Below are 13845 nucleotides of genomic sequence, written 5' to 3'. Positions count from 1 at the left end.
TCTGGAAGAAGCGAACATGAGACACATCATTTCCGTCCTGCTGGAAAACGAACCGGGCGCGCTGTCGCGCGTGGTCGGTCTGTTTTCCGCACGCGGCTACAACATCGAAACCTTGACGGTGGCGCCGACCGAAGACCAATCGCTGTCGCGGCTCACCATCGTTTCCATTGGCTCGGACGACGTGATCGAACAGATCACGAAGCATCTGAACCGCCTGATCGAGGTGGTGAAAGTGGTGGACCTGACCGACGGTGCACACATCGAACGCGAGCTGATGCTGATCAAGGTACGTGCAGTGGGCAAGGAGCGCGAAGAAATGAAGCGGATGTCGGACATTTTCCGCGGCCGCATCATCGACGTGACCGAAAAGACCTACACGATCGAATTGACGGGCGCGAGCGACAAGCTCGACGCATTCATCCAGGGGCTGGACGCCACCGCGATCCTAGAGACCGTGCGTACCGGCAGCTCCGGCATCGGACGCGGCGAGCGCATCCTGAAGGTGTGATGCCGAAATTGCCAAAGAGGCACGCCGGGTGCGCCGTCATGTCCCGGCCCGCAGTACCCAATCCGAACGAATTGTTGAATTTTTGAATTAGCGAAGGAACCATCATGAACGTTTTCTACGACAAAGACGCTGACCTCTCCCTCATCAAGGGCAAGCAAGTCACGATCATCGGCTACGGCTCGCAAGGCCATGCACACGCACTGAACCTGAAGGAGAGCGGCGTGAACGTGACGGTCGGCCTTCGCAAGGACGGCGCGTCGTGGAGCAAGGCTGAAAACGCCGGCCTGTCGGTCAAGGAAGTCGCGGAAGCGGTGAAGGGCGCGGACGTCGTCATGATGCTGCTGCCGGACGAGCAGATCGCCGACGTGTACGCGAAGGAAGTGCACGCGAACATCAAGCAGGGCGCCGCACTGGCATTCGCGCACGGCTTCAACGTCCACTACGGCCAGGTGATCCCGCGCGCCGACCTCGACGTGATCATGATCGCGCCGAAGGCACCGGGCCACACCGTGCGCGGCACGTACTCGCAAGGTGGCGGCGTGCCGCACCTGATCGCGGTTGCGCAGAACAAGTCGGGCGCGGCCCGCGACATCGCGCTGTCGTACGCGGCAGCGAACGGCGGCGGCCGTGCCGGCATCATCGAGACGAACTTCCGTGAAGAGACCGAAACCGACCTGTTCGGCGAGCAGGCCGTGCTGTGCGGCGGTACCGTCGAGCTGATCAAGGCTGGTTTCGAGACGCTGGTCGAAGCCGGCTACGCGCCGGAAATGGCGTACTTCGAGTGCCTGCACGAACTGAAGCTGATCGTCGACCTGATCTACGAAGGCGGCATCGCGAACATGAACTACTCGATCTCGAACAACGCCGAGTACGGCGAGTACGTGACGGGCCCGCGCGTCGTCACGGAAGAGACGAAGAAGGCGATGAAGCAGTGCCTGACCGACATCCAGACGGGCGAGTACGCAAAGAGCTTCATCCTCGAGAACAAGGCAGGCGCCCCGACGCTGCAGTCGCGCCGCCGCCTGACGGCCGAGCACCAGATCGAGCAGGTCGGTGCGAAGCTGCGCGCGATGATGCCGTGGATCGCGAAGAACAAGCTCGTCGACCAGACGAAGAACTAAGCACGGATCGCGCAAAACGTGCTGTTCCGGCCCTTCGAGTGGAGGGTCGGTTTCAAAAAGCCGTCCGAAGGCAGCAGTGCCCCGGGCGGCTTTTGCTATCCTACGGGCTTTGCAATTCACCGAACACCGAACGAACCCATGAACTATCCTCATCCGATCATCGCGCGCGAAGGCTGGCCGTTCATCGCGATTGCAGCCGTCATCGCGTTGTTGATCCACGCCATCGGGGGCTTCGGCTTCGCGTGGCCGTTCTGGCTGCTGCTCGTCTTCGTCGTCCAGTTCTTCCGCGATCCGCAGCGCCCGATCCCGGCGCAGCCGAATGCGGTGCTGTGCCCGGCCGACGGCCGCATCGTCGCGGTCGAGACCACGCAGGATCCGTACGCGAACCGCGAAGCGCTGAAGATCAGCGTGTTCATGAATGTCTTCAACGTCCACTCGCAGCGTTCGCCGGTCGACGGCGCGATCTCCAAGGTCGAGTACTTTCCGGGCGCGTTCCTGAACGCGGCGATCGACAAGGCGTCGACCGAGAACGAGCGCAATGCGGTCGTGATCCAGACGGCAAGCGGCAAGACCGTCACCGCCGTGCAGATCGCCGGCCTCGTCGCCCGCCGGATCCTCTGCTACGTGCGCGCCGGCGAGCCGCTGTCGCGCGGCCAGCGCTACGGTTTCATCCGCTTCGGTTCGCGCGTCGACGTGTACCTGCCGCTCGGCAGCCGCGCGAAGGTGTCGATCGGCGAGAAGGTCTACGCGTCGTCGACGATCCTCGCCGAGCTCGAACAGTAAGCGGCGGGGCGCACGATGGCCGCATTCAAACCGCGTCGGCCGCGTAACGGCTCCGGCCAGACGCCACGTCCGTTCCGCCGCAACAAGGTGATGGCGCCCGATCCCGCGCCGCTCGAGAGCCGCCGCGCCGCGCGCCAGCGGTTCCTGAAGACGCGCGGCATCTACCTGCTGCCGAACGCATTCACGACCGCCGCGCTGTTCTGCGGCTTCTTCGCGGTCGTGCAGGCGATGAACGTGCGCTTCGAGATCGCCGCGATCGCGATCTTCGTCGCGATGGTGCTCGACGGGATGGACGGGCGCGTCGCGCGCATGACGCATACGCAAAGCGCGTTCGGCGAGCAGTTCGACAGCCTGTCGGACATGGTGTCGTTCGGCGTCGCGCCCGCGCTCGTGATGTACGAGTGGGTGCTGAAGGATCTCGGCCGCTGGGGCTGGCTCGCCGCGTTCGTCTATTGCTCGGGCGCCGCGCTGCGTCTCGCGCGCTTCAACACGAACATCGGCAGCGTCGACAAGCGCTTCTTCCAGGGGCTGCCGAGCCCGGCCGCCGCCGCGCTGATCGCCGGCTTCGTCTGGCTCGCGACCGACAACCGCGTGCCGATGAAGCTCGGCTGGCTGCCGTGGGTCGCGTTCGTACTGACGATCTATGCGGGCGTGACGATGGTGTCGAACGCGCCGTTCTACAGCGGCAAGGCGCTCGACGTGCGGCATCGCGTGCCGTTCGCGGCGATCCTGCTGGTCGTCGTCGCGTTCGTGCTCGTGTCGTCCGATCCGCCGCTGATGCTGTTCTGCCTGTTCGTGCTGTACGGGCTGTCCGGCTACGTGTTCTGGGCCTACATGGCCGTGCGCGGGCGGGCGAATCCCGCGCGCTCGTCGCAACGCGATCACTGACGCGCAACCTGTCCGGAAGCGGCGGCCTCGGAGATGATTCCGGGCCGCCGTTTTCATTTGCCCCTTTTTCGTGCGTCGGGGCCCGGCATCCCGGGTGCCGTCCGATTGCGCACCCGGCGGAATGCCGCTATAGTCTCCGGCATGACCGCATTTTCCCGCCTCTCCCTCCTTCTAGCCGGTGCGCCGCTACGCGCGCTAGCTTTGGCGCGCCTGCCGCGCTGACCGTTCTCGCCCTCCGTCAAGCCTCGTCTGTTGTTGAGCGTCGCCAGCGGTGGCGCGATCTCATTACGTTCGATTCCCGTATAAAGAGCCCTGGAGCCCCCCATGACAGACAAGCTGATCATTTTCGATACGACGTTGCGTGACGGTGAACAATCACCCGGCGCGTCGATGACGAAGGAAGAGAAAGTCCGCATCGCGAAGCATCTCGAGCGGATGAAGGTCGACGTGATCGAGGCCGGTTTCGCGGCCAGCTCGAACGGCGACTTCGACGCGATCCACACGATCGCCGGTCTCGTGAAGGACAGCACGATCTGCTCGCTGGCGCGCGCCAACGACAAGGACATCCAGCGTGCGGCCGACGCGCTGAAGCCGGCCAACAGCTCGCGGATCCACACGTTCATCGCGACGTCGCCGCTGCACATGGAAAAGAAGCTGCGGATGACGCCGGACCAGGTGTTCGAGCAGGCGCGCCTCGCGGTGCGCTTCGCGCGCAAGTTCACCGACAACGTCGAATTCTCGCCGGAAGACGGCAGCCGTTCGGATCTCGACTTCCTGTGCCGCGTGCTGGAAGCGGTGATCGCCGAAGGGGCGACGACGATCAACATCGCCGACACGGTCGGCTACGGCGTGCCGGAGCTCTACGGCCACCTCGTGAAGACGCTGCGCGAACGCATTCCGAACTCGGACAAGGCGATCTTCTCCGTGCATTGCCACAACGATCTCGGGATGGCGGTGGCGAACTCGCTCGCCGGCGTGAAGATCGGCGGTGCGCGCCAGGTCGAGTGCACGATCAACGGTCTCGGCGAGCGCGCGGGCAACACGTCGCTCGAAGAAATCGTGATGGCCGTGAAGACCCGCAAGGACTACTTCGGCCTCGACGTCGGCATCGACACGACGCAGATCGTGCCGACCTCGAAGCTCGTGTCGCAGATCACCGGTTTCGTCGTGCAGCCGAACAAGGCGGTGGTCGGCGCGAACGCGTTCGCGCACGCGTCGGGCATCCACCAGGACGGCGTGCTGAAGGCGCGCGACACCTACGAAATCATGCGCGCGGAAGACGTGGGCTGGACCGCGAACAAGATCGTGCTCGGCAAGCTGTCGGGTCGCAATGCGTTCAAGCAGCGCCTGCAGGAGCTCGGCGTGTCGCTCGACAGCGAGGCCGAATTGAACGCCGCGTTCATGCGCTTCAAGGACCTCGCCGACCGCAAGGCCGAGATCTTCGACGAAGACATCATCGCGATCGTCTCGGAAGAATCGGCGCTCGCGCACGAGCAGGAGCACTTCAAGTTCGTGTCGCTGTCGCAGCGTTCGGAGACGGGCGAGCAGCCGCAGGCGAAGATCGTGTTCGCGGTCGAAGGCGAGGAAGTGACCGGCGAGGCACGCGGCAACGGGCCGGTCGACGCGACGTTCAACGCGATCGAGGGTGAAGTCGGCAGCGGTTCCGAACTGCTGCTGTACTCGGTGAACGCGATCACGACCGGCACGCAGGCGCAGGGCGAAGTGACGGTCCGGCTGTCGAAGAGCGGGCGGATCGTCAACGGTGTCGGCACCGATCCGGACATCGTCGCCGCGTCCGCGAAGGCGTACATCTCGGCGCTGAACAAACTGCATTCGAAGGACGACAAGGTCAACCCGCAGCGCGCGTAAGCGCTGCGCGTCGAGCGCCCGAAGCACACGAAACGCCCCGTGCGGCCTTGCGCCGCCCGGGGCGTTTTTCATGCGGCGCTCATTCGGCGGCCGGCGCGCGGAACAGCCAGCGGCGCGCGGCCGGGCGGGGCGCCGGGCTGCGGCGGCGGAATTCGACCGCGATCCCGCGCCGCGGCGCATCGGCGATGAACGCGTCGAGCAGTTCGAGCACGTCGAGGTCGATGTAGTCGGCGCGCGTCGCGTCGATGATCACGGCCGCGCGGTCCGGAATGTGCCGCAGGTGATGCTTGACCTGCACCTTGCCGAGGAACGACACGTCCTTGCGGAACGACAGCAGGAAGTGGTCGTCGTGCTGCGCGAGCGTGACGGGGCTCTTCAGGTTCGCCACCGCGACCGCCAGCACGCTGCAGGCGAGGCCGAGCGCGATGCCGAACAGCAGGTCGACCGCCAGCACGCCCGCGATCGTCGCGGCGAACGGCACGAACGCGGCCGGGCCCTGCTTCAGCACCGAGCGGAACAGCGCCGGTTTCGCGAGCTTGAAGCCGGTGTGGATCAGGATCGCCGCGAGGCTCGCGAGCGGGATCAGGTTGATCAGCCCGGTGAGCGCGAACACGCTGGCGAGCAGCAGGATCCCGTGCACGATCGCCGACATCCGGCTTTGGGCACCCGCGTTCACGTTGACCGAACTGCGCACGATCACCGACGTGATCGGCAGCCCGCCGACCGCGCCCGCGACGAGATTGCCGACGCCCTGGGCCTTGAGCTCGCGGTCCGGCTGGGTCGGCCGGCGCTTCGGATCGATCTGTTCGACCGCCTCCAGGCTCAGCAGCGTCTCGAGGCTCGCGACGACCGCGAGCGTGATCGCGACGCGCCATACGTCCGGATTGACGAGTTGCGCGAAGTTCGGGCCGAGCTCGGCATGCTTCAGCGATGCCGCGAGCGCCGCGAACGATTCGAGTTCCGGCAGCGTGACGCGATGCGCGGCGCCCGGCGCGACCGACGGTGCAACGACCCCGAGCACCAGCGTCGCGCCGATGCCGAACACGACGACCGCGAGCGGCGCGGGCACCGCGCGCACCCAGCCGAAGCGCTTGAGCGCCGGCGTGTCCCACGCGACCAGCAGCGCGAGCGAGACGAGCGCGATGGCCGTTGCGGCCCAGGCGGTCGGCAGGCCAGGCCACGATGCAAACGATTGCGCGGCCGGCCCGCCGATGCCGAATGCGAACGGAATCTGCTTCACGACCAGCAGCAGGCCGATCGCCGCGAGCATGCCCTTGATGACGGGCGACGGTACGTACGCGGCGAAGCGGCCGGCGCGCAGCATGCCGAAGCCGAACTGCAGCACGCCGGACAGCAGCACCGCGAGCAGGAACGCGGAAAAGCTGCCGAGTTGCGCGATCCCTTCGACGACGATCACGACGAGGCCGGCGGCCGGCCCGCTGACCGACAGTGACGAGCCGCTCAACAGCGCGACGATGATCCCGCCGACGATGCCGGACACGAGCCCGGCGAACGGCTCGACGCCGGACGCATTGGCGATGCCGAGACACAACGGCAGCGCGACGAGGAACACGACGATGCCGGCGACGATGTCGCGCGGCAGGGTGGACAGGCGGTCGTTCAGTTTCATGGTTGGGGTGATTTCATTGGCGTAGGGAGGGGCGGGTCAGCCGAGTGCGGCGGCCATGGCGGCATACTCCGGTTCGGCTTCGGCCGGCGCTGCCGTGTAGCCGGAGTCGAGTTCCTTCAGGCGACCGTCGGCGAGCGAAAAGATCCAGCCGTGCACGAGCGGCGGCCGCTGCCGGCCATGCACGATCGGCGAAGCGCGCAGCAGCCGCACCTGTTCGAGCACGTTGAGTTCCGCCAGACGGTCGGCGGCGGCCGTGTCGTCGAGTCCGTCGAGCGTGTCGCGATGGCGCCGTGCAAGCGCGCACAGCGGCGCGATGCGGCGCGCGACGTGCGGCAGGTCGGCCGGCGGCGGCAGCAGCGACGCGCGCACCCCGCCGCATCCGTAGTGGCCGCACACGATCACGTGGTCGACTTCGAGCACGCGCACGGCGTACTCGAGCACGCTCGCGGAATTGTCGTCGTCGGGATGGAACAGGTTCGCGATGTTGCGATGGACGAACAGCTCGCCGGGCACGCAATGCGTGATGGTTTCGGCTGGCACCCGGCTGTCGGCGCAGCCGATCCACAGCACGCGCGGATTCTGGCCGCGCGCGAGCGCGTCGAAGAAACCGGGCGTGTGCTCGTGCGTCTCGCGGGCCCAGGCGATGTTGGCAACCAGCATGCTCTTGGGGCGATTCATGAGGACTCCTTTATGATAAGGAAAAACAAATATCGAGCGAAGTGGAGCAATAGGATGCTTTCTAAATTGAAAGGTTCAATTTCGTCCGATATTAGGGGTATGCCCTAACGTCCGGTGCCAATGATACAAATTGTTTCAACTCGATCTGGAGAGGTGCACCGAATGCACCAATGCAACGCATGACATGTATCGTGTATGCCTGTTTCCCGCCGGCGCCCGCGTGGTACGGGGCTCACCGCGATGCTGTCGGCGCATATTCGATCGGAAAGGATTGCTGCTTCAATTCGAAATTAATCGAATATGACGGAAAAAATGAAATGGCCATTCACGCAATAATTCGTGAATGGCCATTGCGAAAATTGCGCGTAAATGCGCAATCGATCCGATCAGCGATCAGAACAGGTTGCGGCGGTCGGGATCGTGCAGCGGGTCCGGTGTTTTCTGCGTGGTGCGCAGGATGCCCTGCGGGTCGAAGTAGAAGCTGTACATCATGTACCAGACGTTGTCTTCGAGATAGCGGTAGGTCCATACCTCGCGCTTCATCAGCGGGAAGTAGGACGTCTCGACCGGGCGGCCGAAATTGACGAGCACGTCGGTCTTGGTCCACTTGCCGATGTCCGCGCGATAGAACTCGCTCGGCTGCAGCACCTGGCGCACGCTGACGATACGGTGGGCCGCGTCGACGTCGGCCGCGACGGTGATCTCGCCCATCGGCTGGGTCGGCCACATCAGGCGCTTGCCGCCGCCGGGCAGGTCGTAGATCTCGCGCGGCGGGCCCATGCGCGCGACGATCGCCGACTCGTCCTGGCCGGCCTGGTATTGCTGCCATGGTTGCGCACAACCGGCGAGCAGCGCCGCCGCGCAGGCGACCAGCACCGGCAGGCGCGCGGGAATGCGAATGCGCATGGGATTCTCCGGAACGCTCTAACCGTTCAGTTGTATCACGGACGGCGCGCGTCGGCGCATCGTGCCGAAAAAATCGGTGCGGATCGCCGGCTGGGTGCCGTCGGGGTGTCGTTTCGCGCCGGGCTTGCGGCCGGCGCCGCCCGCGGCCTATGATCCGCGCTTCTCGGACAGGTTGAAGGGCAGGGAGCCGATGCAGCTGTGGAAACGGTACGCGCTCGCATGGAGCGCGGGGTGGATGCTGGCGTCGTCCGCGTTCGCGGCAGGCGAGCCGGTGCGGATCGCGCTGATCGAAGGGATGTCGGGCCCGTTCGCGAACGCGGGCGCGGCGGTCGAGCGCAACCTGCGCTTCGGCGTCGAGCGGGTCAACGCGGCGGGTGGCGTGAAGCTGCGTGACGGCGCGCACCCGCTCGAACTCGTCGTGCTCGACAGCAAGGGCAGCCCGGAGGAGGCGCTCGTGCAGTTGCGCGCGGCGGCGGACCGGCACATCGGTTTCGTCGCGCAGGGCAACAGCTCGGCGGTCGCGGCCGCGCTCGTCGCGGCGCTCGACAAGCTGAACGCGCGCAATCCGGACAGCCGGATGCTGTTCCTCAACTATTCGGCCGACGATCCGGCGCTCACCGGTGCGCGCTGCAGCTTCTGGCATTTCCGCTTCGACGCGCACGCGGGGATGCGGATGGCCGCGCTGGCGGACGTGATGGCGCGCGACCGCACGCTGCGCAAGGTCTACCTGCTGAATCAGGACTACAGCTTCGGCCACGACGTCAGCGCGCTGGCGCGGCAGGCGCTGGCCGAGCGGCGCCCCGACGTGATGATCGCCGGCGACGAATTCCACCCGATCGGCCGCATCAAGGATTTCTCGCCCTATATCGCGAAGATCCGGGCGAGCGGCGCGGACGCCGTCGTGACCGGCAACTGGGGCAATGACCTCACGCTGCTCGTGAAGGCGGCACGCGAGCAGGGGCTGAACGCGAAGTTCTATACGTTCTACGGCAACAGCCTCGGCGCGCCGGCCGCGCTCGGCGACGCGGGCGTCGGCCGGGTGGTCGCCGTCGCGGACTGGCATCCGAACGCGGGCGGCGCGCAATCTGACGCGTTCTACCGCGCGTTCCGGACCCGTTTTCCCGCTGCCCCGGACGACTATCCGGTGCGACGGATGAGCCTGATGATCGAGATGCTCGCGGCGGCGATGAATCGCGCCGGCTCGTCCGACCCCGTCGCGGTGGCGCGCGCGCTGGAAGGGCTGTCGCTCGACGACGGCTTCCACGCGTCGTCGATGCGTGGGCAGGATCACCAGTTGATCCAGCCCCTTTATGTGATGGAAATGGACAAGGCCGGCACGCCGGGCGTGCGCTTCGACAACGAGGGCTCGGGATACGGTTTCCGGACGGTCCTCGCGGTGCCCGCGCAGCGCACGCAGATGCCGTCGACCTGCTCGATGACGCGCCCGTGACAGGAGGCGGTAGAACGGCGTGCAGTTGTGCTACAATGCCCGCCGGTTGTAAGTCACGGCACGGCCATTCTTCCGTGTCCGCCTGTTAGTTAGCCAGTAGGAAACAAAGGAAATCTCATGTCTGTTGCAGATATCAAGAAGTCGGAAGTCGTTGCTCAGTTCGCCCGCGGTACCAACGACACGGGTTCGCCCGAAGTCCAGGTCGCACTGCTGACCGCACGTATCGTCGAACTGACGGGTCACTTCAAGACCCACGCGAAGGATCACCACAGCCGCCGCGGCCTGCTGCGCATGGTGAGCCGCCGCCGCAAGCTGCTCGACTACCTCAAGGGCAAGGATGCCGACCGTTACCGCGCGCTGATCGAGAAGCTGGGTCTGCGTAAGTAATCGAGGCGATTGCCGCCAGCAAGATGCCTGTGTCAGTCCGCTGATGCAGGCATTTTGTTTTTGCGCGGTGCGTAGCGTCACGCGCACCGCAGGTTGTCCGGCACGTGCGTGCCGGGCTGCCGGAACGGCTGATACCGGGGTCGGGATTTGTGTCATTCCAGCGCGCCGCTCGACGAGCGGCGTGCTGGAATGGCATAAAAAACACACCTTGCTCCGGGTGATTCGGTCGGGACGCCGCCGCGCGGGATGGCCCGCACGGCGAATGAAATGAATGAATCCAAAGGAGCAACCATGTCCATGTTCAACAAGGTCGTGAAGGAATTCCAGTGGGGCCAGCACAAGGTGCGCCTCGAAACCGGTGAAGTCGCCCGCCAGGCGAGCGGTGCCGTGATCGTCGACGTGGAAGACACCGTCGTGCTGGCAACCGTCGTCGGCGCGAAGTCGGCGAAGCCGGGTCAGGACTTCTTCCCGCTGACCGTCGACTACCTCGAAAAGACCTACTCGGCCGGCAAGATCCCGGGCGGCTTCTTCCGTCGCGAAGGCCGTCCGTCGGAACACGAGACGCTGACGTCGCGCCTGATCGACCGTCCGCTGCGCCCGCTGTTCCCGGAAGGCTTCTACAACGAAGTCCAGGTCGTGATCCACGTGCTGTCCGTGAACCCGGAAATTCCGGCGGACATCCCCGCGCTGATCGGCGCATCGGCCGCGCTCGCCGTGTCGGGCCTGCCGTTCAACGGTCCGGTCGGTGCCGCGCGCGTCGCGTACATCGACAACGCCTACGTGCTGAACCCGACGCGTGACCAGATCAAGGCATCGAGCCTCGACCTCGTCGTCGCCGGTACGGAGCGCGCGGTGCTGATGGTCGAATCGGAAGCCGACCAGCTGTCGGAAGACGTGATGCTGGGCGCGGTCGTGTTCGGCCACGAGCAGATGCAGGTCGCGATCGACGCGATCCACGAGCTGGTGCGTGAAGGCGGCAAGCCCGAGTGGGACTGGCAGCCGGCGCCGAAGAACGAGGCGCTGATCGCGCGCGTGACCGAGCTGGCGCAGAACGACCTGCTCGCCGCTTACCAGCTGCGCGACAAGCAAGCGCGTTCGACGAAGCTGAAGGAAGTCTACGCGGCAACCTCGGCGAAGCTCGAGGAAGACGCGCTGGCGGCTGGCACGGTCGCGGCCGACAAGGCGACCGTCGGCAACGTCCTGTTCGACATCGAAGCGAAGATCGTCCGTTCGCAGATCCTGAACGGCGAGCCGCGCATCGACGGTCGCGACACGCGCACCGTGCGTCCGATCGAGATCCGCACCGGCGTGCTGCCGCGCACCCACGGTTCGGCGCTGTTCACGCGTGGCGAAACGCAGGCGCTCGTCGTCGCGACGCTCGGCACGAAGGGTGACGAGCAGATCATCGACGCGCTCGAAGGCGAATACCGCGAGCGCTTCATGCTCCACTACAACATGCCTCCGTTCGCGACCGGCGAAACGGGCCGCGTCGGCTCGCCGAAGCGTCGCGAAATCGGTCACGGCCGTCTCGCGAAGCGCGCGCTGGTCAAGTGCCTGCCGAGCGCCGACGAATTCGGCTACTCGATCCGCGTCGTGTCGGAAATCACCGAATCGAACGGTTCGTCGTCGATGGCATCGGTGTGCGGCGGCTGCCTCGCGCTGATGGACGCCGGCGTGCCGATGAAGGCGCACGTCGCGGGTATCGCGATGGGCCTGATCCTCGAAGGCAACAAGTTCGCGGTGCTGACCGACATCCTCGGCGACGAAGATCACCTCGGCGACATGGACTTCAAGGTGGCCGGCACGGAGCAAGGCGTGACGGCGCTGCAGATGGACATCAAGATCCAGGGCATCACGAAGGAAATCATGCAGGTCGCGCTCGCGCAGGCGAAGGAAGGCCGCATGCACATCCTCGGCAAGATGACGTCGGCGGTGTCGGGTGCGAACACGCAACTGTCGGAATTCGCACCGCGCATGATCACGATCAAGATCAACCCGGAAAAGATCCGCGACGTGATCGGCAAGGGTGGTTCGGTGATCCGTGCGCTGACCGAAGAAACCGGCACGACCATCGACATCTCGGATGACGGCGTCGTGACGATCGCGAGCACGAACAGCGAAGGCATGGCCGAAGCGAAGAAGCGCATCGAGCAAATCACGGCCGAGATCGAAGTCGGCCAGGTGTACGAAGGCACGGTGCTCAAGCTGCTCGATTTCGGCGCGATCGTGAACCTGCTGCCGGGCAAGGACGGCCTGCTGCACATCTCGGAAATCGTCAACGAGCGCGTGAAGGACATCAACGACTACCTGAAGGAAGGCCAGCAGGTGAAGGTCAAGGTGATCCAGACGGACGAGAAGGGTCGCGTGCGTCTGTCGGCGAAGGCGCTGCTGAACGAAGCAGCGGCGGCGTCGCATTCGGATACGCCGCCGCAGCAGTAAGCGGACAGGCGTGAGAACGGCCGGCAGTGCGAAAGCGTGCCGGCCGTTTTTTCTGTAGCATCGTTGTGCGGCGCAGCAGCGCCGGCGAGGCGCCCGTGCCGCGCACGGGTGCGCCACCCGATTCCGATCCTGGAGCGACCACCATGAAAGCCATCGAAATCACCGAATTCGGCGCCCCCGACGTGCTGAAGCTCGCGGAGCGTCCGCGCCCCGAACCGAAGCGCGGCGAAGTGCTGATCAAGGTGGCGGCTTCCGGCGTGAACCGGCCCGACGTATTCCAGCGCAAGGGCGCCTATGCGCCGCCGCCGGGGGCATCGGATCTGCCGGGCCTCGAGGTCGCGGGCGAGATCGTCGGCGGCGACCTGTCGGATGCGGCGCTGAACCCGTTCGGCCTGAAGCTGGGCGATCGCGTCTGTGCGCTGCTCGCGGGCGGCGGCTACGCCGAGTACGCGGTCGCGCCGCTGCCGCAATGCCTGCCGGTTCCCGACGGGCTGACCGACATCGAAGCCGCATCGCTGCCCGAAACGTTCTTCACGGTGTGGAGCAACGTGTTCGACCGCGCGCTGCTCGGCGCGGGCGAGGGCGGCGAGCAGGAAACGCTGCTCGTGCAGGGCGGCTCGAGCGGGATCGGCGTGACGGCGATCCAGATCGCGCACGCGCTCGGCTATCGCGTGTTCGCGACGGCCGGGAGTGCCGACAAATGCCGCGCATGCGAGGCGCTCGGCGCCGAGCGTGCGATCAACTACAAGACCGAGGACTTCGTCGAGGTCGTCAAGTCGCTGACGCACGATCGCGGCGTCGACGTGATCCTCGACATGGTCGCGGGCTCGTACGTGCCGCGCGAACTGTCCGCGCTCGCGGATGGCGGCCGCCTCGTGCTGATCGCGCTGCTTGGCGGTGCGAAGGCCGAGGTCAACCTGAACGAGATCCTGCGCCGCCGGCTGACGGTGACGGGCTCGACACTGCGTCCGCGTCCGGTCGAGTTCAAGGCGCGCATCGCCGCACAGCTGAAGGCGCGCGTCTGGCCGCTGCTCGCGGACGGCCGCATCAAGCCCGTGATCTACCGCGTGCTGCCGGCCGGCGAAGCCGCGCAGGCGCATGCGCTGATGGAAAGCGGCGAGCACATCGGCAAGATCGTGCTCGATTGGGGTACGACCACCTGACGGCCGTGCGGCCGGACTTGACA

The 13845-nt window shown here is 65.9% G+C and carries 12 protein-coding genes; 9 read left to right on the top strand and 3 right to left on the bottom strand.

The genetic code is table 11. The annotated features are described in order from the left end of the window. Nucleotides 1–16: 16 nt before the first annotated feature. From ilvN to U4Y91_RS28650, 5 genes are all read left to right on the top strand, one after another. Nucleotides 17–508, top strand: coding sequence for an acetolactate synthase small subunit (ilvN, locus tag U4Y91_RS28670; RefSeq protein ID WP_034207977.1), 492 nt, complete (start codon nt 17–19; stop codon nt 506–508). Nucleotides 509–612: 104 nt separating this feature from the next. Continuing rightward, nucleotides 613–1629 (top strand): ketol-acid reductoisomerase, encoded by a 1017-nt coding sequence (gene ilvC / locus U4Y91_RS28665; RefSeq protein WP_034190794.1) that lies wholly within the window; start codon nt 613–615, stop codon nt 1627–1629. A 138-nt stretch (nt 1630–1767) separates the two neighbouring features. Next, the gene (locus U4Y91_RS28660; RefSeq protein WP_014896491.1) at nt 1768–2412 is read left to right on the top strand and encodes a phosphatidylserine decarboxylase; all 645 of its coding nucleotides are present in this window, start codon (nt 1768–1770) and stop codon (nt 2410–2412) included. A gap of 15 nt (nt 2413–2427) precedes the next feature. Next, the gene (gene pssA, locus U4Y91_RS28655; protein ID WP_321807900.1) at nt 2428–3300 is read left to right on the top strand and encodes a CDP-diacylglycerol--serine O-phosphatidyltransferase; all 873 of its coding nucleotides are present in this window, start codon (nt 2428–2430) and stop codon (nt 3298–3300) included. A gap of 324 nt (nt 3301–3624) precedes the next feature. Beyond that, nucleotides 3625–5169: a 2-isopropylmalate synthase gene (locus U4Y91_RS28650; RefSeq protein WP_321807899.1), complete on the top strand. Its 1545-nt coding sequence runs from the start codon at nt 3625–3627 to the stop codon at nt 5167–5169. A gap of 79 nt (nt 5170–5248) precedes the next feature. Here the strand turns inward: U4Y91_RS28650 and U4Y91_RS28645 are convergent, their stop codons facing one another. The 3 genes from U4Y91_RS28645 to U4Y91_RS28635 form a co-directional block, all read right to left on the bottom strand. Beyond that, complete coding sequence (locus U4Y91_RS28645) at nt 5249–6799, bottom strand: SulP family inorganic anion transporter (protein WP_321807898.1); 1551 nt, start codon at nt 6797–6799, stop codon at nt 5249–5251. A 36-nt stretch (nt 6800–6835) separates the two neighbouring features. Further along, entirely contained in the window at nt 6836–7477 is a 642-nt protein-coding gene (locus U4Y91_RS28640) for a carbonic anhydrase (RefSeq protein WP_321807897.1), read from the bottom strand. A gap of 393 nt (nt 7478–7870) precedes the next feature. Further along, the gene (locus tag U4Y91_RS28635) at nt 7871–8383 is read right to left on the bottom strand and encodes a hypothetical protein (RefSeq protein ID WP_321807896.1); all 513 of its coding nucleotides are present in this window, start codon (nt 8381–8383) and stop codon (nt 7871–7873) included. Nucleotides 8384–8573: 190 nt separating this feature from the next. On the opposite strand from U4Y91_RS28635, the gene U4Y91_RS28630 reads away from it, so the two are divergent. From U4Y91_RS28630 to U4Y91_RS28615, 4 genes are all read left to right on the top strand, one after another. After that, nucleotides 8574–9833 carry a branched-chain amino acid ABC transporter substrate-binding protein gene (locus tag U4Y91_RS28630; protein ID WP_321807995.1) on the top strand — a complete coding sequence of 420 codons (1260 nt, stop codon included), beginning with the start codon at nt 8574–8576 and terminating at the stop codon, nt 9831–9833. Nucleotides 9834–9950: 117 nt separating this feature from the next. Beyond that, nucleotides 9951–10220, top strand: a complete 270-nt coding sequence (rpsO, locus tag U4Y91_RS28625; RefSeq protein WP_006398792.1) for a 30S ribosomal protein S15 — start codon at nt 9951–9953, stop codon at nt 10218–10220. Nucleotides 10221–10511: 291 nt separating this feature from the next. Further along, the gene (pnp, locus tag U4Y91_RS28620; RefSeq protein WP_321807895.1) at nt 10512–12659 is read left to right on the top strand and encodes a polyribonucleotide nucleotidyltransferase; all 2148 of its coding nucleotides are present in this window, start codon (nt 10512–10514) and stop codon (nt 12657–12659) included. A gap of 143 nt (nt 12660–12802) precedes the next feature. After that, nucleotides 12803–13822 carry an NAD(P)H-quinone oxidoreductase gene (locus tag U4Y91_RS28615; protein ID WP_321807894.1) on the top strand — a complete coding sequence of 340 codons (1020 nt, stop codon included), beginning with the start codon at nt 12803–12805 and terminating at the stop codon, nt 13820–13822. Nucleotides 13823–13845 lie beyond the last annotated feature (23 nt).

The organism is Burkholderia sp. BCC1993, from assembly GCF_905339865.1.
Taxonomy (GTDB): Bacteria; Pseudomonadota; Gammaproteobacteria; order Burkholderiales; family Burkholderiaceae; genus Burkholderia.
The sequence above is the reverse complement of the archived record's forward strand: the minus strand, read 5'-3'. Positions and strand labels throughout refer to the sequence as shown.